This is a genomic window from Arthrobacter sp. SAFR-179, from assembly GCF_059414945.1.
The window spans coordinates 13,200-33,692 of the sequence record NZ_JBPFDM010000002.1 but is presented as its reverse complement, the minus strand read 5'-3'; the positions used below and the strand labels follow the sequence as shown (position 1 = coordinate 33,692).

Below are 20,493 nucleotides of genomic sequence, written 5' to 3'. Positions count from 1 at the left end.
ACAGAGGAATGCGTTCCCACCAGGCGGTGCTTCCACACGACGTGCTTCGCGGCCGGGTGGCGGTGGTGACCGGCTCGAGCCGCGGTCTTGGATTCGCCATGGCCCGGGAACTGGGCCTGCACGGTGCGGCCGTAGTGCTGGCAGCAAGGTCGGACGACGCCGTTGCTGCCGCCGTCGAACGTCTGCGTGCTGACGGCATCGCGGCGTCCGGGAGGTGCTGCGACACCGCCGACCTCGCCGACGTGGAAGCACTCCGGGACGAGGCCATCAGCCGCGGGACGCTGGACATCTGGATCAACAACGCCGGCACGTCGGGCGTCTACGGGCCCACTGCGTCGACGCCCGTGGATGACTTCACCCGTGTGGTGCGGACCAACATCCTGGGCACATTCCACGGGGCCAGGGTGGCCCTGCCGGTGTTCCTGGCACAAGGCCACGGCGACCTGGTGAACCTCTATGGCCAGGGTGACCGGGGACCCGTGGCGCTGCAGAACGCGTATGCATCAAGCAAGCGGTGGGTCCACCAGTTCACGGAGACGCTGCGGCTGGAAACCAAAGGTACGGGCGTGCGGGTGCACGGCATGAATCCAGGCCTGGTGGAAACGGACCTCCTGGGGCGGGTGGCGTCCCAGCCGGGGTTCGAGCACCGCCTCGGGGCCCTGCAGGTGGTGGTGGCACTGTGGGGGCAGAGCGCCGGGCAGGCGGCACGGCCCATCGTTGGTCTTGTGACATCCGACGCCGCGGAGTTCCGCTTCCTGACTAAAAGACGTCTGGTGACCCGCGGGTTACGGAACATACTGGGCGGACGCCTGCGCAGGACAAACAGGATGCCGCTGCAGGTCACCGTGGTGCATCCGGACCCGCAGCCCTGAGAGGGTGACCCTCCAGCGGCCTCCGTTAGGTAACCGAGACCTTGCCAATGCAGGGTTGTGACGCGGAACACACTATGCTCGACAGCACCATCCGGACCGCGGGAAGAGGCACCATGAGCATCGATATTGAGGTTGGGTCCATCTGCAGCACCGGGGATTCGGCGCGTTTCGGCGCCGCAGCTGACGTTATCGCGACCGCCATGGCCGTCACCATGCAAAGCGTCCTGGAACGCCACGTGGCCTACAACTGGGTCTGGACCGATGAGATCCGCTGCAGGGGGTGCAACGCCAGCCTGCCAATACCATTCCTTGCGAGCACACGTGCCAATGCGGACCGCGTTTTTGCGGCCCACCGCTCAGCGGAAGTGGAAGCGCTCCTTGCTATGGGTTCGGGTCTTCTGAATCGGCGCTGATCACTACCACCGGCTGGAAGGGGCCTTCGAGAGTGGTCCGCCCCAGTCATCGCGGCGCCCACGGCCTGACCCACTGGCGCCAAGCGGAACGGGACGTGGCCGGAGGACGCACTGTCCGCCGTCGTACGCCCGTTTCCGTTGCTGCAGGCAAATATCTGTTCCGCTCTGGACTCTTGGCCGGGGGCATATCAGACTGTCTACAACAGTTGGCCGCCGGGCCCGAATTGTCTGCGCTTTCAATGCCCGCGTAAATGGACGGCTGCATTTATTGGGGTTTTACCGTGAGGCATTCTTCACGGCATTGAAAGGACCTGGCCATGCCGGACTTTGCACCGTTCTTCCCGCTGATTGCCATTATTTTGGGCGTGCTTGTTGCCATTGTTTTTATCTGGGTGGCAACAAAGCTGATGTGGAAGGTGGCAGAGCCCAACGAGGCCCTGATTATCTCCGGGCTGACCCGGGGAACCCTGGAAACCAGGGCGGGAATGGATTTCAAGATTGTCACCGGCAAGGGTGCCCTGGTCCTTCCCGGCCTCCAGACGGTACGGCCATTGTCACTCACGTTGAATGAAACCGAACTCAAAGTTTCCTGCGTCACCTCGCAGGGCATCCAGGTCATTGTTGAAGGCGTGGTGATTTACAAGATCGGCGACGCGCCGCCCTTTATCGCCAATGCAGCCCGCCGGTTTCTGGGCCAGCAGCCCAAAATGCAGAGCCAGGTGTACAACGTCTTTGAAGGCCACCTCCGCTCCATTATCGGCAGCATGACGGTGGAAGAAATCATCCGGGAACGGGACAAGCTGGGGTCGCAGGTGCGCAGCGCCAGCGGCGTGGAAATGGAAAAGCTGGGCCTGGTGGTGGATTCGCTCCAGATCAAAGACCTGCAGGACCCCACCGGCTACATCCAGAACATCGCAAAGCCTCACATCGCCCAGGTGAAGATGGAGGCCCGGATCGCCGAGGCCACCCGCAACCGGGAAGCGGCGGAGAAGGAGGCGGAAGCCGCGGCCCTGATCGCAGACGCACAGAGCGTCTCGGCAATCCGGCAGTCGGTGGCGCAGGCCAACGCGGAACGGGCCAGGGCAAACGCCGCCCAGGCCGGGCCGCTGGCTGATGCCACGGCGCGGCAGCAGGTGGTGGTCCAGGAAACCGAAGTTGCCAAACTCGAGGCGGACCGTGAGGAGCAAAAGCTGCAGACAAGCATCCGGAAGCCTGCTGACGCGAAAGCCTATGCCAAGCGCACCGACGCCGAAGGCCAGAAGGCGGCGGACATCAGCGCGGCCGAGGCTTTGGCGCGGCGTACCGAGCTTGAGGCCCAGGCCAACGCCCGGCGCACGGAACTGCAGGCCCAGGCGAATGCCACCGCCGCTGCCGCCGCGGCCGGCGCAACCAAGGTCACCGGCGAGGCCGAAGCCGCAGCAACCAGGGCCAAGGGCGACGCCGCGGCGTCCGCCATCAAGGCCAAGGCGCTGGCCGAGGCGGACGGCATCAAGGCCCGGGCCGAGGCCCTGGGCACCAACCAGGACGCGGTCATCTCCCAGCAGCTTGCCGAGAACATGCCCGCCATCATCGCGGCGGCAGCTGAGCCCTTCTCCCACGTGGGCAACATGACCGTCCTCAACGGCGGCGAGGGCGTCAACAAGATGCTGGGCGGCATCCTGGCGCAGGCGGGCGACTACCTGCCGGCCCTCGCGTCCGCGCTCCGAAAAGGCGAGGACGTCAAGCATCCACCCAAGGCACCAGGTGCGTAGGGCTGCCGGTGCACAAGGACGTTGACCGGAGCCTGACCGGGAAGATCGGCCGGGTGACCGGGCGCATCGGCCCGGGCACCATCGGCGAAGTCATGCTGCCCTACCTGGGCGGCATCATGGCGTTCCACGCCCACCCGTACGACAAAACCAGTGAGTTCCCGGCGGGCAGTGAGGTGCTGGTGATCTACTTCGAGCCGCCGCAAACGGTGTATGTGGACGAGCTTCCGGACGTGCTCAGGCACCCCGAGTAGCCCCTTCCCCGGACCTCCCTTGAAGGAGCTACCGGCCGCCCTCCATTTTGCGGCTGCGCTGCTCCTGAGCCATCGGCCCATAGGGATAAACGCCAGTCTGCGGCTGGCTGGCCCGGGTGAGCCGGTCGACTTCATCGGCATCGAGCTGCAGGTCGGCGGCGGCGAGGTTGTCGGCGAGCTGTTCGGTGGTCCGCGCCCCCAGGATCACGGACGTCACGGCAGGGCGGTCTGCCAGCCAGGCCAGGGCCACTTGGGACGGGCTTACGCCGTGGGCGTCCGCGATGTCCTGGACAGCGTCGATGACAGCCCACGTCCGCGGGTTCTCGTTGCGCGCCTTCCATGCCTCCATGCCACGTTCGGGGTTTTCGCCCAGGCGTGTTGCGCCGGAAGGGCGCTGGTCGCGCTTGTACTTGCCGGACAGCCAGCCGCCGCCCAGGGGCGACCAGGGCAGCAGGCCGATTCCGGCGTCAAGCGCCGCCGGGACAATCTCGAATTCGATGTCCCGGACCAACAGGCTGTACTGGGGCTGCAGGCTGACGGGCGGGTTCCAGCCCTGGTTGCGTGCCACGTGCACGGCTTTGGTGAGTTGCCAACCCAGGAAGTTCGAGAAGCCGTAGTAGGCGATCTTCCCGCGGGTCACCGCGTCATCCAGGAAACGGAGCGTTTCCTCCAGGGGTGTGATCGGGTCCCACGCGTGCATCTGGTACAGGTCGATCTGTTCCGCGCCAAGACGGCGGAGGGAATCATCAAGGGCACGCGTCAGGCGCCGGCGGGACGTTCCGACGTCGTTCGGTGCCGTCCCCATGGGAAAGCGCCCCTTGGTGGCGATCACCGCTTTGTCCCTCACCTCGGGCCGGCTGGCCAGCCAGCGGCCGATGATTTCTTCAGAGGCTCCAGCGCTGTAGACGTCAGCGGTGTCAATGAAGTTCCCGCCGGCTTCGAAGTAGCTGTCCAGGATAGCGTGGGAAGCTTCCTCCGTCGCCTCCGCGCCGAACGTCATGGTGCCCAGCGCATAGCTGGTGACGACAGCGCCGCTGTGGCCCAGGGTTCGATACTGCATAGTTGTCCTCGCAATCAGGGGTGGATAGGCGGAAAGCTGCGCGCGGCCGCGTCCTTGGCGGTGGTGCGGATCCGGTACAGGCTGGTGGTTGCGGTGATGTACAGGTCGTGGCCGTCCGACCCACCAAAGCACAGGTTCGAAACGGTCTCGGGCACGGCAACGGAGTCCAGGAGCTCAAAGGACGGTGAGTAGATCCTTATGGACGGACCCGCGGAAGTCCAGATCCTGCCCAGGACATCGACCCGCAGTCCGTCGGCCGGAAAACCCTCTTCCAACTCCAGCACCCCTGTCCTGCTGCTGCAGCGGCCCTCATGCACGCTGTAGGTGGCGATCCGCAGGGGTACGCCATAACGGGAGCCGGCGGTATCGGCGACATAGAGGAGGGATTCGTCAGGCGAGAAGGCGAGCCCGTTGGGGTGCACCAGGTCGGTGACTTCCGCCGTCATTGATCCCGTGGCGGGCTCGTAGCGGAACACATGGCAGCCGCCGTACTCCTGCTCACCTTCGTGGCCTTCCTTTGTCCCCGGAAGGATTCCGTACGGCGGGTCGGTGAACCAGATGCTGCCGTCACGGGCAATGACCACGTCGTTGGGTGAATTCAGCCTGCGGCCCTCGAAGGAATCCACCACGCCGGTTACTGTTCCTTCCCGGTCGCGCTCCACCCTGCGAAGGCCGTGGCTGCACTGGACCACGCTGCCGTCGGCATCCAGGGTGCGGCCGTTGGTGAATTCGACGCCAACTGCGTACTCCCGGGTGGCACCGGTGGCCGGGTCAAACTCGAGGATGCGGTTGTTGGGGATGTCACTCCATCGCACTGTCTGCGACGACGGTACCCACAACGGTCCCTCGGCCCATACGGAGCCCGTGAACAAGCACTCCAGCGGGCCAGTCGTCAGATCCATGCGTCCGAACTTACCCTAGGCCGGGTTTTGGGTCTGCGTGACGCGCAGGCTGCCGTACCTTTCCATCCGATACATCAGCTGCCGGTAGACGAACTGCTGGAGGGGCAACGTCCACAGCGGGCCAAGCCGTTCCTTGTCGAGCCGAAAGGCGTATGCAGCCATGAGGACCCCGCCACAGTAGGTGCTTCAGGCGTACAGCTGCTTTCGGCCATGAACTGCCAGGGCCGTCGACGGCGGGACTAATGACCCACGCGCAGGCTTTGGTTAAGATCAAGGTTCCATGCTCAATCATTGACGGGTATGGCGTATTTAAGGGCATGGCGGCCCGTCGTGCCGGCAGAGCGCCACGGAGGCAGAGAGGCCATCATGGACATCACACAGCTCGCCGGATATTCGCTTGACCCTTTTCCCCTTTATGAACGGATGCGGGCAACAGCCCCGGTCTTTCAGGATGACCGATCGGGGAGCTGGCACGTTTTCCGGTACGACGATGTCCAGCGCGTGCTGTCCGAGCACGCAACCTTCTCGTCCCGCATGGGCGGTGATGATCCATCCGGTTCCGGACAGCTCTTCGCCGCAAGCCTCATCACCACCGATCCCCCACGGCACCGCCAGTTGCGCTCTCTGGTCACTCAGGCGTTCACGCCAAAAGCCGTTGACGCGCTGGCTCCACGCATCGCCGAACTCACGGACGAGCTTGTGGAAGGGATCGCTGCCCGTGGCGGGGCAGACCTGATCAAGGAACTGGCATATCCGTTGCCGGTCATCGTGATTTCCGAGCTCATGGGCATCCCGGCGGAGGACCGCGAGCGTTTCAAACAATGGTCGGACGTGATCGTCAGCCAGACCCGGACTGGGCCTGCAGGCGGCGGAGATGATGCCACCGCCGCAGAGATGATCGGGTACTTCCTGGCCCTCATCGACCAGCGCCGGAGCCGGCCCGGCGAGGACCTGATCAGCACCTTGCTGGCCGCCGAAATAGACGGCCAAAAACTGACGGTGCCTGAACTGCTCGGCTTCTGCAGTCTGCTGCTCGTCGCCGGCAATGAGACCACCACCAACCTGATCGGCAACGCCGTTTTATGCTTGGCAGAGTCGCCCGGCACACTCGAGCGTGTCCTTGAAGAGCCCGCCCTGCTGCCCCAGACCCTCGAAGAGGTGCTGCGCTTCCGGTCGCCGGTCCAGTCGATGTACCGGGTAAGCGTGGCGGAGACAGTCCTGGGTGAGCAGCGTATCCCGGCAGGGGCACCGATCGTGGCCTGGATCGGCTCCGCCAACCGGGACGGGCAGCAATTCCGGCGGCCGGCTGAGTTCGACATTGACCGCAGCCCGAACCGGCATCTGGCCTTTGGGCACGGAATCCACTTTTGCCTCGGCGCGCCACTGGCCCGGCTGGAGGCCAGGATTGCCCTGGAGGCGCTGCTGGCCCGCTTGCCCGGGCTTTCCCTGGAACCCGAAGCGCAGCTGGAACGAATGGAGAGCACCATTGTCTACGGGCTGAAGGCACTTCCGGTCAGGCGGCAGCCCGCCTGACCGGCAGGTGGGGCCGCCCGGCCTATTCCGGAGTGTCCGTTTTTTCGGCATAGTCGGCGGCCTGGGCCTGCACCTGGCGAATATAGGCATCGGACTGGTTGTAGGAGTGGACGGCGTCTGTCCATCCCCGCGCGGTTGTCAGGTTCCGGCCGTGGCCGCACAAATACGTGGCGGCGCTGAGGGCGGCGTCGTCAATGTTGGAGGGATCCGCGGTTCCGTCGCCGTTGCCGTCCCTTCCTGCAAGCCGCCACGTGGAGGGAATGAACTGCATCGGCCCCACGGCGTGGTCCCAAAGGGCGTCATCGTCCAACGCACCCCCATCGGTGTCCGCGATGGCAGCGAATCCATCGCCGTTGAGGCTTGGACCCACGATGGGGCCGCTCGCCTGCCCGTCGGCGCCAAGCGTGCCGCCGCCATAAGTTCCGTGGGCTGATTCGACGAAGCCCACCGCCGCAAGCGTATTCCAGCCAATTCCGCACCCCGGGGTGGAACGATTGGCCGTGTCTGCGGCAGCAACGTAGGCCCGCAGCGCGCGGGCAGGGATCCCTGTCTGTGCCGTGGACCGCACCAGCCACTCGGCGTCCGGGCTCCGCGTTACGTTCAGGGCAGTATCCATCCCGGTGGGCCGGGCCTCGAAGAGCACCCGGGCCTGCGGCGGTGCGGAGAAGGCGGCCCGGGCGTCCGCACCGGGCTGCCGCAGGAACCAGAAGGAGAATGCCGTACTGACGCAAACCACGAACAGGCCAAAGACCACAAAGCGTTTTACACGGAGCACTGACTAATCAAACCATCAAGCTTCCACGGCCGGTGAGCGGAACGGTTTCCAACACCCCACCTGGCATCCAAGGACATGATTGATTCCACGGCACCTGGAATCGTTACCATCAGGCATGGGCAGAAAGAACTACCTCATCGAGGGTGGCTCCGGAACCGGCAAGACCGCGGTCTGCAACGAATTGCGGCGGCGCGGCTATCAGGCCATCAATGGTGACCGCGAACTGGCCTATCAAGGCGATCCGGAAACCGGTGAACCGTTGGCCGGCATTACAGGCGTCTCCGTGCACCACCACCACATCTGGCGGGTGGACAAGGTGAAGGCCCTGATCGCGGACCAACGGGAGGCGATGACGTTCTTCTGTGGCGGCTCCAGAAACCTCTCGAAGTTCATTGGCCTGTTTGACGCGGTATTCGTTCTTGAGGTGGACCTCGCCACGCTGCATCAACGGCTTGACGGGCGCCCGGAGGATGAATGGGGAAGACGCCAAGAGGAACGGGAGTTGATCGAGCGCCTGCATCTGACACGGGAAGAAATCCCACCAGGCGGCATCACCATCGACGCCACCGAGCCGCTTGAGCGCGTCGTGGACGACATCCTGCGTCAGGTTGACATGGGACGGTCGGCATAATTTCCCGTCGACACCGGCCGCGCGGTCAGCGCACCACCATGCGGTGGCCCGCATCCAGCCGCTGGGTCCAGCCGCGGGAATCGAGATGTTCCAGCAGCGGAATGGCAATCCGTCGTGTCGTGTCGAGTGCCTGGCGTGCCTCGCTTGTGGTGAAGGGCTGGTCCAGGCGGGCCAAGGTACGCATCGCCAAGGCTGGCGCCGTGGGCAGCAGCACCACGCCGTCGCGCAGCCGCAGCAGCCGTCCCGTGCGTTCGGCGGCGGCCAGTTCCCGGGCGCCGAGGCCCAGGGCAGCCAGCTCGTCGGCTTCCGGGGCATGGAACGCGTCCGCCCTGAGTCTGCGCTCCAACTCGGCGATGGCCGGCTCCACGGGGCCAAGGTTTCCCTGGCTGCCGGGCAGCCGGATATGGCCGCTGTCCTGATCAAGGGCTGCCCCACGGATGACCTGGGGAAGAAGCCTCTCGTCGGGCAGCCTCAGCAGGTCCCGCGCCGCGCCCATGGAAAGGCCGGGTGCCAAGGGATCGCGCTCCTGCAGCGCCTGGACCGCAGCCCGCAGCCGCTGCTGCCATGCCTCGAGGACAGGGACATGCACCCACCAATCCCCCAAAGCCCGTACCCCCGACGGCGGCTCCGCGTCCTGCCCGGGCAGCAGACCGAGCCTGCGCAGATGCTGCACCTGGACGGCTCCGCGGGCTGCTACTTCTCCCAGCACATCTCCGGCGGGGTCCATGGCTGCAAGACGCTTCGCCCAGCGGGCGCCATCACCGCGCCGTTCCAAGGCCGGAGGGTCGGCATCGAGGACACGTGCCCCACCCAGCACCGAGCGGCTTCCCGGGTCACGCAGCACCATCCGGTCTCCGAGGACAAGCGGCAGGGGTCTGTCCAGGACGAGCCGGGCGTAATCGGTTCCGAAGGGTCGCAGCCGGGCAGGCACGGAGGCCGTGCCAACATGCACAGTGAGTTGTTCCGGCACCTCTGAATAGGCGACGCCGGTGGTCCGCTGGATGCCGACCACGCCGGTGGCCGGCCATGCATCGGGAGTAAGCAGCGCATCCCCGCGCCGGATATCCGTTGGGGCAACGTCCCGCAGGTTCAATGCAACCCGGCTGACCGGCTCCACTGAGGCGTGGAAGGTATCCCGGCTTTGCAGGCCGCGGACTGTGACGGTGCGGGAACCGGCGTGGCCCAGCAGCTCCAGCCGGTCACCCTGGACGATCGTTCCTGCTGCCAGAGTTCCGGTCACCACCGTGCCGGAACCGGTGATCGTGAACGAGCGGTCCACCCACAACCGGACCCGCCCATCTATGGCGGGACGCGGCACGCTGGCCAGGACGCCGTCGAGCGCTGAACGCAGGTCGGCCAAGCCGGTACCGTCGATGGCGGAGACGGCAACCGCCGGCGCGTCCCTCAGTCCGGTCCCGGCCAACTCCACGCGGGTCCGTGCAAGCACGTCGGCCACCCGTTGGCTGGACGCCCGGTCCGCGCGGCTAAGGACCACCACGCCGTGTTCTATCCCAAGCGCAGCGACGGCGTCCCGGTGATCGCTTGACTGGGCCTGCCAGCCCTCATCGGCGGCTACGACAAAGCAGACCACCGGCGCCGGTCCGATCCCGGCAAGCATGTTGCCGAGGAACCGTTCGTGGCCCGGTACGTCAACGAACGCAACATCCTGTCCGGACGGCAGCGTTGTCCAGGCATAGCCCAGGTCAATGGTCAGCCCGCGGCGCCGTTCTTCCTCCCAACGGTCCGGCTCCATGCCGGTAAGGGCGCGGACCAGGGTGCTTTTACCGGAATCGACATGTCCGGCGGTGGCAACGACGTGCACTGATCAGCCTGCCCTGCCTGCATCCGCGCCCTCACGGGTTGCCAATGCTTGCCGTACCGCATCGAGAATCGTGTCGTCGTCCGCTGCCGGCACGCAGCGCAGGTCGATCAGGCAGGAACCATCATTGACGCGCGGCAGGACGGCGGGGTCGCCTGTGCGCAGTCGGCCGGCGATTTTCTCAGGGAGCCGGAGGGCCCATCCGGGCAGGGGAACTCCGGGGGCACCGCCGCCGCCCACCCTGCCATCATGGGCCACAACGGGCACATCGAGGGCCTGCGCCAGCCGCTCCGTACGTTGGCGCAACTGTTCGACGTCGGCGTGCAGGGCCTGGACAACCGGCGGCGCTGCGCCCGCGACGGTCGCCTCCAGGGCGGCGAGGGCAAGTTTGTCGGCGCGGACCGCACGGGCGAGCGGGTGGCGGGCCAAGCGCGTGATGATCTCCCTGCGGCCAAGCAGCAGGCCCGCCTGGGGGCCGCCCAGCAGTTTGTCACCGCTGGCTATGACGACGTCGGCCCCGCTCGCCAGGGCGGACGCAACATCCGGCTCGTCCGGCAGGTAAGGATCGGGAGCCAGCAGCCCGCTGCCCAGGTCAGCCACGAGTGGTACCCCGTGTGCCGAGGTCAGCCGGCTCAGTTCGTCGAGCGGAACGGCGGACGTGAATCCGTCCACGCGGAAGTTGCTGGGGTGGACCTTGAGTACGCAGCCGGTGTCCGGTCCGAGCGCGGCGGCGTAATCATGCAGGTGTGTCCGGTTGGTGGTGCCCACCTCGTGCAGCCTCGCACCGGTCGACTCCATTAGATCGGTCAACCGGAAGCCGGCACCAATCTCCACGAGTTCGCCCCGGCTCACCACCACCTCCCGGCCGGCGGCCAGGGCTGTGGTGGCCAACACCAGCGCCGCAGCTCCATTGTTGACCACCAGGGCGTCCTCGGCGGCGGGACAGGCGGCGAGCAATGCAGCCCGGGCGCCGGCGCCGCGTCGGGAGCGGCTGCCGTCTGCCAGGTCCAACTCCACGTCGACGTAGCCACTGGCCGTGAGAAGGGCCTCCACCGCAGCTGTGGAAAGGGGCGCACGCCCCAGGTTCGTGTGGACGATGACGCCGGTGGCGTTGAGCACCGGCCGCAGGGTCGTGGCGGTGCGTGAACCCAGCGCGGCGAGCAGGGCTGGTTCCACATCGCCGGGGGGGAGATCGCCGCACCGGGCCTGCTCCTGGACTTGCCGGACCAGTTCGCGGATGACGCGCTCGTGCAGCCTTGTCCGGGCCTCGTGAACGGCCGGCAGTGCCAGCAGGTCGTTCGTGCGGGGAATCAGGCGCCGGGGATCGACCTGGTCCACAGCCCTCCTCATGTCGCGGCATTCACTGCCGAAAGTTGGCGGTGGCGGACGGGAATCGAACCCGCCAGGCCGAGATGCTCAGCCGCACCGGTTTTGAAGACCGGGGGGCCCACCAGGACCCGGACGCCACCGCGCCTCAATATAGCAGGTTGTCCTGCGGGGTAGGCTGGGCGGGTGAATGAGGCTCAGATGTCAGTTCAGCAACTCGATCATGCTGCCGCCGGGGCGCTCCGGCTCACCGACTATGCCCACGGCGGGGGCTGTGCCTGCAAAATTCCGCCCGGCGAACTCGAAGATGCGGTCCGCGGGCTGATCGGCCACCAGGGCGCAGAGGTCCTGGTTGGCCTTGACAGCGGTGACGACGCGGCGGCCGTCCTGGTGCGCGACGATCTGGCGGTCCTTACCACCGCCGACTTCTTCACTCCCGTCGTCAACGATGCGTTTGACTGGGGCCGCATCGCCGCCGCCAATGCCCTCTCGGACATCTACGCGATGGGCGGCCGGCCGGTCACCGCGATCAACCTCGTTGGCTGGCCCCGCGGAGTCCTGCCGCTGGAGTTGATGACGGAGGTGCTCCGCGGCGGCCTGGCCGTCGCGTCTGAAGCAGGGTGCCCCGTGCTCGGTGGGCACTCCATCGACGATCCGGAGCCAAAGTACGGCATGGCCGTAACCGGTGTCGCCCACCCCGACCACCTGCTCCGCAATGATGCCGCCCAGCCGGGGATGCCGATCACGCTGACCAAGCCACTCGGCGTCGGGCTTCTCAACAACCGGCACAAGCAGACCGGCGAGGTGTTCGCCGAAGCGGTAGAAACGATGGCGTCGCTGAACCGCGACGCAGCCGAGGCCGCGGTGGCCGCCGGCGTCCGGGCAGCGACAGACGTGACGGGTTTCGGCCTGCTGGGACACCTGTACAAAATGGTCCGTGCCTCGGAAGTGGGCGCCGTGATCGACCGCTCAGCGGTACCGCTGATCGAAGGGGCCCGTGAGGCGCTGCGGGATGGCTTCGTCTCCGGCGGGACCCGCCGCAACCTCGACTGGGTGCAGCCGCACGTGGAGGCCGGTCCCGGCGTCACCGAAGACGATCTGCTGGTCCTGGCGGATGCCCAGACATCCGGCGGCCTGCTGGTGGTCGGCGAGCTGCCCGGTCACCCCGTGATTGGCCACACCACCGCGGGTCAGGGCATCCAGGTCCGCTGAAGCCCGGCAGCGCGCTCAGCCGGCAGTAGTGATCGCGTCGCCGGTGACGCCCGCGGCACGGCGGGCCGCGAGCCGGTTCTTTTGCGGTTCTATGGTGTAGCGGGGATCCCTGGCAGAGGCGAGCCCCGCTTCGAATACCCCGAAGCGGGTCAGGGCCGACGCCGAGAGCAACGCCAGGCCCGAAACCGCCGCCACCACACGGTTACGTCCGCCCAGCAGTGTCCCCAAGCCACCGGCCACCGCCAGCCGCTCGCTCCACTTCAGCATGGCACCTGCCTTGCCGTGGTGGAGGGGCTCGGCTGCTATCGGATCCATCCGGCGTTCCATCACCTTCATGGCGGCGACGTCACCCAGGACGCCCAGCACGGCGAGTTTGCGTGCAGGCCCGGTCTCCCGGACCGGTGTGGTGATCATGGCGAGCCCGGCAGATGCGAGGCAGGCCGAACTCACGAAGACAAATGGCAGTTCCTCGTGCGCGGCGTTCCATGTAGGTGTGGCGGTGTCGCCAAGCAGCACCGCCGTGTAGGCCGCCAGCGGCCCGGCGAAGACCGCAGCTTCGAATCCGGCCGGTCCCTCAACGGCCTGCAGCACCTTCCGCAACACACCCAGCGGAAGCCGCGTTCCGCTCATCCGGTCGATTTCCGCCACGGCAGTAACGGCGGTGCCGGCGCTGAACGCACTGAGAATCCAGGAGCCCACGCTCATGGGCGAGGTCACCTTGAAGGTCCGCAACATGTGCAGGAAACGCTCCGGCCTGCCCAGGTCCTTCACCAAGGCAACGGCACCGGCGCTCACCGCAGTCAACGCGCTGAGCCGGGCATTGCGGCAGAGGATCGGCCGTCCGGTCAGTTGACCGCCGAGGCCGAGCAGGGCGGACCCTGCAGCAACGCCGCCCAGGAACAGGTAGATGGCGACGTCATCGCCCCATGGCGCCGGCTTGACCACCGGGCGGCCGTAGTAGGAGGTGAAGTCCGGCTCCGGCACCATGGGCATTTCGCGGGAGCCGTCACTGTTGTCCCGACGGCGGCCCGTGCCGCGCTTGACGCCCTGCCGGCGGCGGCGGGCAGGCTCGGATGGCCGGAAGCTGTCGAACTCTGAGAGGGTCACGCACGTCCTCCCAGGAAAGCCAGGGCAGCTGCCGCTGCCATGCCCGCTACTGCCATGCCGGCCCGGCGGTACATCCGGGGCAGATCGGCAGTGGGCACCCGGGGGTCCGGCGGCAGTCCATAGACTTCGGGTTCGTCCAGCAGCAGGAAGACAGATCCGGTACCGCCGACGCCGTCGTTCTCGTTGGCGCCGTAGAGCCTCGCTTCGGTCATGCCCTGCGCATGCAGCGTGGCGACGCGTTCCCGGGCCGTGTCCACCATGTCGTCGTGGTCGCCGAACTTGATGGACGTCGTCGGGCATGCCTTGGCGCAGGCAGGCGTCTCGTCTGCCACCAGCCGGTCGTAGCACAGCGTGCACTTTTGGGCGATGCCCTCGTTTGGCACCGTGGGATGCTTTGCGTGCTGTTCTTCCCTGCTGGTGGCGACCTTGACTGTGCCGTTGCTGCGGCGCTCGATCACGCCGAAGGGGCAGCCGGCCACGCAGGTTCCACAGCCGTTGCAGACATCGTCTTGGACCACCACGGTGCCGAATTCGGTGCGGAACATCGCCCCGGTGGGGCAGACGTCCAGGCATCCGGCGTGGGTGCAATGCTTACAGACGTCAGAGGACATCAGCCACCGGAAGTCTGCCGTATCCGGCGGCGTGGTGTCCGCGTCCGCCAAATCAGTCCCTGCGAGTGCCGCCTGGGGCGGACCGATGCGCGGCATGCCCAGGCTGACCAAGGCCCGGCCTGATTCCCGCGCCTCCTCGATGCGTTCCTGGCCCTGCTCAATGAACGCCACATGCCGCCAGGTGCTGGCACCCAGGGACCCAGTGTTGTCGTAGGAGGACCCAAGCAATTCCAGGTTGCCGTCCTGCGGGTTATGGTTCCACTCCTTGCAGGCAACTTCACACGCCTTGCAGCCAATGCAGATTGAGGTGTCGGTGAAGAACCCCTTGCGCGGGTGGTTGTGCTCCCAATGGGCATCGGCGGTAGGGTCGGTCGGTCCGGTCAGTTGGCCCATCTAGTCCTCCATCGTCGGATCGGTGACGGCGCGGTTACCGGTCTCGGTGGTCAGTCCGGCGCGCGCCTGGTACTCGGCAACCAAGGCAAGCAGTTGCTCGCCCCGGGGCCGGCGGCCCGGCCGGATGTCGCAGGAGGCCACCTTGGATTCCTGGATCTGGACGTTTGGGTCCAGAGTCACACCCAGCAAATCGTTGGCCGCATCGCCACTGACCACGGCATTGCTGCCGACACCCCAGTGGTAGGGCAGCCCGATCTGGTGCACGGTGTGCCCGCCGACGGCCAGGGGCCTCATCCGGTCGGTTACAAGCACCTTCGCCTCGATGGCGGAGCGGGGCGAAATGATGGTGGCCCACCCGTAGGGCTCCAGTCCGCGCTCAGCGGCCAGTTCGGGCGAGACCTCGCAGAACATCTCCGGTTGCAGCTCCGACAGATACGGCAGCCAACGGCTCATCCCGCCGGCTGTATGGTGCTCGGTGAGGCGGTAGGTGGTGAAGACGTACGGGTAAACGTCTGCACCAGGGGTGCCGGCACTTGGCGCACTGAGGTTATCCGCGCGGGGGAACACGAGCCGCGCCGGACTCTGCTGTTGCGGGTACAGCGCGTTGGCCACTGGCGATTCCTGAGCCTCGTAGTGGGTGGGCAGGGGCCCGTCCATGAGTCCCTTCGGCGCGAACAGCCAGCCCTTGCCGTCGGCCTGCATGATGAAGGGATCATCACCGCTGAGGGCGGCTGCACCACCAACGGACGGGTCCGGGTGGCTGCCTGGTGCCCGGTACAGCGGGAAGTCGGGCACGTCGTCCCCGATCCATTTACCCTGCTCCTGGTCCCACCAGATGTACTTCTTCCGCTCGCTCCACGGCTTACCCTCAGGGTCGGCCGACGCGCGGTTGTAGAGGATCCTGCGGTTGGCCGGCCAAGCCCAGCCCCATTCCGACGCCGCCGGCCCCTGTTCCTGGCCCGGCTTGCGGTTTGAGGCGTGGTTGAAGCCGTCGGCGTACACCCCGGTGTAGATCCAGCAGCCGGCCGACGTGGAACCGTCAGCGCGGAGTTCCGTGTATGCGGAGAGCGGTTTTCCTGCCTCAGGGCCCGCCAGGTGGCGGCCGTTGATTTCGGCAAGCACCGACTCGGCATCCGGATCTCCGTGCTCGTCCACGGGATAATCCCACGTCAGGTCCAGCAGCGGGCGATCCCGTTCGTCCTTGGAATCGGCCAGCTTCTCCCGGATCCGTTGGCCCAGCTCGAAGAAGAACTGCAGTTCGCTTTGGCACTCCCCCGGCGGTGCCACCGCCTGGTGCCGCCACTGCAGCAGCCGCTGGGTTTGCGTGAACGAGCCCGCTTTCTCCACGTGGGTTGCGGCCGGCAGGAAGAACACCTCAGTCTCGATATCCTCGGTGCGCAGCTCGCCGGATTCGATTTCCGGACCGTCCTTCCACCAGGTTGCCGACTCGATGAGATTCAGGTCCCGCACCACGAGCCACTTCAAATGCGACATGCCCAGCCGTTGCATGCGGCCGTGGGCAGAGCCCACAGCAGGGTTCTGTCCGAGCAGGAAGTAGCCCTCCACCTCGTCCTCGAGCATGCCCATGACCGTCTCGTAGGTACCGTGGGCACCGGTGAGCCTAGGCAGGTAGTCGTAGGCCCAATCGTTGTCCTCGTTGGCGGCGTCGCCCCACCAGGCCTTGAGCAGGCTGATGGTGTAGGCGTCGGCATCAGCCCAGTAGCCCTTTTGTTGTTTCGACCCCACAGCTTCCAGGTATTCGCCAAGGCTGTCATGGCGGCCGGCACTGGGCATCGGGAGGTATCCGGGCAGCAGGTTGAACAGGGTGGGGATGTCGGTGGAGCCCTGGATACTCGCGTGGCCGCGCAGGGCCATGATTCCGCCGCCGGGGCGTCCCATGTTTCCCAGCAGAAGCTGCAGGATGGCTGCAGCCCGGATGAACTGGGCTCCCAGGGAGTGCTGGGTCCAGCCGACGGCGTAGGCGAAACAGGTGGTCCGGTCGCGTCCCGAGTTTTCAGTAATGGCACGGGCCAGGTACTCGAAGTCAGCGACGTCGATACCGCACATGTCCCTGACCATCTCCGCCGTGTAGCGGGCGTAGTGCCGCTTTACGATCTGGAAAACCGTCCGGGGGTCCTGCAGGGTATCGTCACGCTGCACTTCGGCATGCTCCAAGGGCGGGCCGCCGCTGCCGTAGGCATGGCCGGCAGCACGGGCCGTGGCATCCTCGCCGTGTTCCGAGCCGGGCCCGGGATCATCAATCGTGCCGTCCTCTGCTTCCGCGTAAGACCAGGACGACGTGTCGTACGCCCTCTTCTCCGGATCGAAGCCGGAGAAGAGGCCGCCCAGGTCCTCGGCATCGCGGTAGTCGTCGTGAACCAGGGTGGCTGCGTTGGTGTACGCGCCGACGTACTCCTTGAACCAGAGGTCGTTGGTAATGACGTAGTTAATCAGGGCGCCCAGGAGCACAACATCAGAGCCTGCACGGATGGGAATGTGCTTATCCGAAACCGCCGACGTGCGCGTGAACCGCGGATCGATGTGGATAACCTTCGCACCACGGGCCTTAGCTTCCGCCACCCACTGGTACCCCACCGGGTGGCACTCGGCCATGTTGGAACCCTGAATGATGATGCAGTCAGCGTTGGCCATGTCCTGCAGTGATTGCGTTGCACCACCGCGTCCAAACGAGGCTCCCAAACTGGGAACCGTGGCGGAGTGTCATATGCGGGCCTGGTTCTCGGTCTGCACCGCCCCTGCGGCTGTGAAGAGTTTCTTGATCAGGTAGTTTTCTTCGTTGTCCAGGGTGGCCCCGCCCAGCGAGGCTATGCCCATGGTGCGGCGCAGAAGCCTGCCTTGGTCGTCTTCCTGCTGCCACGTCCTGCGGCGGGTTTCGATGAAGCGGTCCGCCACCATCTCAACTGCCGTCGCCAGGTCCAGATGTTCCCACTCAGTGGAGCGCGGTGCGCGGTAAAGCACCTTTATTTGCCGGCCCGGCGAATTGACCAACTGCTCGCTGGCAGAGCCTTTGGGGCACAGGCGACCGCGGGAGATGGGTGAATCCGGATCTCCCTCGATCTGGATGACTTTTTCGTCCTTGACGTAAACCCGCTGCCCACAGCCGACGGCACAATACGGGCATACGCTTTGCACAACGCGGTCTGCGGTGGCCGTCCGTGGAGCTATTGCCTGCGTTCGGGGCGAGGTGACAGATGGACCACGCCCCAGTAGGTCGCCCGTGGTCAGTTGACGGACGACCGGCCATTGAAGAAAACTTCGCGGTGCCATTTCAGGAGCATAACCCAAAGGACAGCGGCAGCGACAGAACAAAGCAGGGCGCGTCTTCCCCCGTGATGCGGCGCACCTGCAGAGCCCTCACGAGGCCTGCGGGCGATCCCGGGCGGCAAGGACGGCGAGGTCACGGATCAGGCGCTGCACCTCATGCTCGCGCCCCCGGGACGGCGAAGTTTGATAACCGACAGTGGTTGTTACCAAATTCTGTTGGGGCGGTGCGGGTACAGGAGATACTCCCTTTCCCGGCGCCGCAGCACGGGCTTCCTTGGGTGTCAGCGGCTTGCTTGTGCTCATGGCCCCCCTTGACCTGCTTTTTCGGGGAACATCCCCGACGTAATGCGTGTACGGACACTCTAAAAAGCACTACGGGCAGACGGAAGGTATTTCGTCCAGCATCGGGACTTATTGCTTCAATCTTGAGGTTGGGCTCATTGTCGACGGTCGACCGGCGATCGGCAGGGCCTTCCGGCGGGCAGAGCCCGCCTGGCAGGAACCTGAGGGATGACGTTATTCGAAGAGCTCGATGCGCGGTTCGCCTTGGACGCCGCTGCGGTGCATGGCGTCACGCAGATCGCTTCTACCGAGGAATGCCCTTGCGGTTTCCACAGTGTCGAAATGATGAATGACGAGGACGTTGTTCGGATCATCGACCACGCGGTGGACCGATTCCTGGGTCACCCCGCCGTCTTTCTGCATGTCGCCGACCGAGTCGTAAACTTTGCGCCACGCGTCGTAGTCGGCAACACGATGAAGGATGTGGGCAACGGTCATGGCGCTTCTCCTTTGAAGCGTGCCGCACCGTTGGCCTGGGCCCGGTGCTCCCCTGGCGGACGACACCTCTGCCCTGACGGTGCATGCACATTTTCTTGCGGCGGCCCGGGATTGGTCCCACCATTGGCTGTGTTACTCCGGCCCGGGGGTGCTGTCAATCGCCGCAGCCATCCGCCACCCGTATAGCGGAACCGGAAGTCCGACACGCGTGCCGGCCCTGATTAGCGCCTGAGCATACGGACAGCTGAGTCAGAACGACGTCGGCCCTGACCACGTCATGCACGCCCTGGCGGATTCTTTGTTGAACCCCTCCAAAACAGGGTCGCCGAAGGAGAACTAGCGTCTGCTCTGAGGGATATTCCAAGCAGACGTGAAGGACCACTTAATGACGATCCAGCCAGACCTTCCCATCGCAGCGAGCCGCGAGACCGGCACAGGCGGAGGCTACGGCATCCTCGAGACCGCCCGCGTGCAGGTCCTCGAGGACGGCATCGGCCTGAGCCAGACACAGCTCGAAGAGGTCCTCCGCCTCCCGGACGATGCACTTCCCGCGGCGCTGGAACTGGCGCACCAGGTCCGGCTCCGGCACTGCGGCGAGGACGTGGAGGTGGAAGGCATCATCTCCATCAAGACCGGTGGCTGCCCCGAGGATTGCCACTTCTGCAGCCAGTCGGGCCTCTTCGACTCCCCCGTCCGCGGTGTCTGGCTGGATATCCCGGAACTGGTCAAGGCCGCCAAGGAAACAGCTGCCACCGGAGCCACCGAGTTCTGCATCGTCGCAGCCGTCCGCGGACCCGACATCAAGCTGATGAACCAGATCAAGTTCGCCATCGAACGCATCACAGCAGAGGTGGACATCAACATCGCGTGCTCGCTGGGCATGCTCACCCAGCGCCAGGTGGACCAGCTCAAGGACTGGGGTGTCCACCGCTACAACCACAACCTGGAAACAGCGCGCAGCTACTTCCCGGAAGTGGTCACCACCCACACCTATGAGGAACGGCTGGAGACCTGCGCCATGGTCAAGGAAGCGGGCATGGAACTGTGCTGCGGCGCCCTGATCGGCATGGGCGAAAGCCTGGAGCAGCGGGCCGAACTCGCCGCCCAGCTCGCGGCACTGGAGCCCCACGAGGTACCGCTCAACTTCCTCAATCCCCGGCCCGGAACACCACTGGAAAACCAGGGCATCATGGACGGCAAGGATGCCCTCCGCGCCATCGCCGCATTCCGCCTGGCCATGCCCCGCACCGTGCTGAGGTACGCGGGCGGCCGCGAGCTCACCCTCGGCGACCTCGGCACCCGCGATGGCCTGCTCGGCGGAATCAACGCCGTCATCGTGGGCAATTACCTCACCACGCTGGGCCGCCCTGCCACCGCAGACCTGAACCTGCTCGTGGACCTCAACATGCCCATCAAGGAACTCCAGAAGACGCTGTGATCCCCAACCAACCTCGCAAGCTCGGCCAGGGCACCCTGCGGTCGTGGCCCCAGGCGTGACGAGGTCAGCCGCGGGAAACTTTTGCGGGCACTGCGGCGAGGCGTACGACGGCGGCGACGTGCCGCCGTCGTACGTTCACCACCGCTGCGGCGAGCGCCTGACGATGGAGCCGCCGCGCTACTGTGCGGCCTGCGGGCGCCGGATGAAGGTACAGGTGACACCGCTGGGCTGGACGGCGGAGTGCTCCCGCCACGGAGTGCGTACATCATGAGCGGCGTGGGCCTGATGCAGGGGGACCAATCTTGGGTTTTGGCGGTCGGCCCCTGGCACAGCA

Annotated in this window: 19 protein-coding genes and 1 tRNA gene; 9 read left to right on the top strand and 11 right to left on the bottom strand. The window is 66.0% G+C overall.

Features of this window, described 5'->3' with window-relative positions; genetic code table 11:
* Positions 1 to 8 precede the first annotated feature (8 nt).
* The 4 genes from ACR65K_RS04555 to ACR65K_RS04540 all read left to right on the top strand — a co-directional run bounded on the left by ACR65K_RS04555 (position 9) and on the right by ACR65K_RS04540 (position 3,287).
* The gene (locus ACR65K_RS04555; protein ID WP_440151499.1) at positions 9 to 872 is read left to right on the top strand and encodes an SDR family NAD(P)-dependent oxidoreductase; all 864 of its coding nucleotides are present in this window, start codon (positions 9 to 11) and stop codon (positions 870 to 872) included.
* A 113-nt stretch (positions 873 to 985) separates the two neighbouring features.
* Positions 986 to 1,285, top strand: a complete 300-nt coding sequence (locus ACR65K_RS04550) for a hypothetical protein (RefSeq protein ID WP_440151498.1) — start codon at positions 986 to 988, stop codon at positions 1,283 to 1,285.
* Positions 1,286 to 1,602: 317 nt separating this feature from the next.
* Positions 1,603 to 3,036, top strand: coding sequence for a flotillin family protein (locus ACR65K_RS04545; protein WP_440151496.1), 1,434 nt, complete (start codon positions 1,603 to 1,605; stop codon positions 3,034 to 3,036).
* A gap of 8 nt (positions 3,037 to 3,044) precedes the next feature.
* Entirely contained in the window at positions 3,045 to 3,287 is a 243-nt protein-coding gene (locus tag ACR65K_RS04540) for an NfeD C-terminal domain-containing protein (RefSeq protein WP_440151495.1), read from the top strand.
* 28 nt (positions 3,288 to 3,315) lie between these two features.
* Here the strand turns inward: ACR65K_RS04540 and ACR65K_RS04535 are convergent, their stop codons facing one another.
* The 3 genes from ACR65K_RS04535 to ACR65K_RS04525 are packed head-to-tail and all read right to left on the bottom strand — an operon-like array spanning position 3,316 to position 5,411.
* On the bottom strand, positions 3,316 to 4,347 hold the full coding sequence (locus tag ACR65K_RS04535) for an aldo/keto reductase (RefSeq protein ID WP_440151494.1): 1,032 nt from the start codon (positions 4,345 to 4,347) through the stop codon (positions 3,316 to 3,318).
* 14 nt (positions 4,348 to 4,361) lie between these two features.
* Complete coding sequence (locus ACR65K_RS04530; RefSeq protein ID WP_440151492.1) at positions 4,362 to 5,249, bottom strand: SMP-30/gluconolactonase/LRE family protein; 888 nt, start codon at positions 5,247 to 5,249, stop codon at positions 4,362 to 4,364.
* A gap of 15 nt (positions 5,250 to 5,264) precedes the next feature.
* A complete protein-coding gene (locus ACR65K_RS04525) occupies positions 5,265 to 5,411 on the bottom strand; it encodes a hypothetical protein (protein WP_440151491.1) in 147 nt (48 codons plus the stop codon).
* Between the two features lie 204 nt (positions 5,412 to 5,615).
* Between ACR65K_RS04525 and ACR65K_RS04520 the strand changes: the two genes are divergently transcribed.
* Positions 5,616 to 6,782, top strand: a complete 1,167-nt coding sequence (locus ACR65K_RS04520) for a cytochrome P450 (protein WP_440151489.1) — start codon at positions 5,616 to 5,618, stop codon at positions 6,780 to 6,782.
* Between the two features lie 22 nt (positions 6,783 to 6,804).
* Here the strand turns inward: ACR65K_RS04520 and ACR65K_RS04515 are convergent, their stop codons facing one another.
* On the bottom strand, positions 6,805 to 7,557 hold the full coding sequence (locus ACR65K_RS04515) for a lytic transglycosylase domain-containing protein (RefSeq protein ID WP_440151487.1): 753 nt from the start codon (positions 7,555 to 7,557) through the stop codon (positions 6,805 to 6,807).
* Between the two features lie 115 nt (positions 7,558 to 7,672).
* Here ACR65K_RS04515 and ACR65K_RS04510 point away from each other — a divergent pair, with 115 nt between their 5' ends.
* The gene (locus ACR65K_RS04510; RefSeq protein ID WP_440151486.1) at positions 7,673 to 8,188 is read left to right on the top strand and encodes a nucleoside/nucleotide kinase family protein; all 516 of its coding nucleotides are present in this window, start codon (positions 7,673 to 7,675) and stop codon (positions 8,186 to 8,188) included.
* Positions 8,189 to 8,213: 25 nt separating this feature from the next.
* On the opposite strand, the gene selB is transcribed toward ACR65K_RS04510, so the two are convergent.
* The 3 genes from selB to ACR65K_RS04495 form a co-directional block, all read right to left on the bottom strand.
* Positions 8,214 to 10,010: a selenocysteine-specific translation elongation factor gene (gene selB / locus ACR65K_RS04505; protein ID WP_440151485.1), complete on the bottom strand. Its 1,797-nt coding sequence runs from the start codon at positions 10,008 to 10,010 to the stop codon at positions 8,214 to 8,216.
* 3 nt (positions 10,011 to 10,013) lie between these two features.
* Positions 10,014 to 11,345: an L-seryl-tRNA(Sec) selenium transferase gene (selA, locus tag ACR65K_RS04500; RefSeq protein WP_440151484.1), complete on the bottom strand. Its 1,332-nt coding sequence runs from the start codon at positions 11,343 to 11,345 to the stop codon at positions 10,014 to 10,016.
* Positions 11,346 to 11,381: 36 nt separating this feature from the next.
* Positions 11,382 to 11,476, bottom strand: a tRNA-Sec gene (locus ACR65K_RS04495).
* 58 nt (positions 11,477 to 11,534) lie between these two features.
* Between ACR65K_RS04495 and selD the strand changes: the two genes are divergently transcribed.
* Positions 11,535 to 12,545 carry a selenide, water dikinase SelD gene (selD, locus tag ACR65K_RS04490; RefSeq protein WP_440151483.1) on the top strand — a complete coding sequence of 337 codons (1,011 nt, stop codon included), beginning with the start codon at positions 11,535 to 11,537 and terminating at the stop codon, positions 12,543 to 12,545.
* A 15-nt stretch (positions 12,546 to 12,560) separates the two neighbouring features.
* Here selD and nrfD read toward each other — a convergent pair whose 3' ends face one another.
* The 4 genes from nrfD to ACR65K_RS04470 form a co-directional block, all read right to left on the bottom strand.
* Entirely contained in the window at positions 12,561 to 13,652 is a 1,092-nt protein-coding gene (gene nrfD / locus ACR65K_RS04485) for an NrfD/PsrC family molybdoenzyme membrane anchor subunit (protein ID WP_440151482.1), read from the bottom strand.
* On the bottom strand, positions 13,649 to 14,656 hold the full coding sequence (locus ACR65K_RS04480) for a 4Fe-4S dicluster domain-containing protein (protein ID WP_440151481.1): 1,008 nt from the start codon (positions 14,654 to 14,656) through the stop codon (positions 13,649 to 13,651). Before ACR65K_RS04480 ends, nrfD begins: the two co-directional genes overlap by 4 nt.
* Positions 14,657 to 17,944 carry a formate dehydrogenase gene (fdh, locus tag ACR65K_RS04475; protein WP_440151479.1) on the bottom strand — a complete coding sequence of 1,096 codons (3,288 nt, stop codon included), beginning with the start codon at positions 17,942 to 17,944 and terminating at the stop codon, positions 14,657 to 14,659.
* Positions 17,945 to 18,457: 513 nt separating this feature from the next.
* Complete coding sequence (locus tag ACR65K_RS04470; protein WP_056333533.1) at positions 18,458 to 18,721, bottom strand: hypothetical protein; 264 nt, start codon at positions 18,719 to 18,721, stop codon at positions 18,458 to 18,460.
* Between the two features lie 385 nt (positions 18,722 to 19,106).
* Here ACR65K_RS04470 and bioB point away from each other — a divergent pair, with 385 nt between their 5' ends.
* The gene (gene bioB / locus ACR65K_RS04465) at positions 19,107 to 20,159 is read left to right on the top strand and encodes a biotin synthase BioB (RefSeq protein WP_440151478.1); all 1,053 of its coding nucleotides are present in this window, start codon (positions 19,107 to 19,109) and stop codon (positions 20,157 to 20,159) included.
* Positions 20,160 to 20,202: 43 nt separating this feature from the next.
* Positions 20,203 to 20,430, top strand: coding sequence for a biotin synthase auxiliary protein BsaP (bsaP, locus tag ACR65K_RS04460; RefSeq protein ID WP_440151477.1), 228 nt, complete (start codon positions 20,203 to 20,205; stop codon positions 20,428 to 20,430).
* The last annotated feature ends 63 nt before the right edge of the window (positions 20,431 to 20,493 follow it).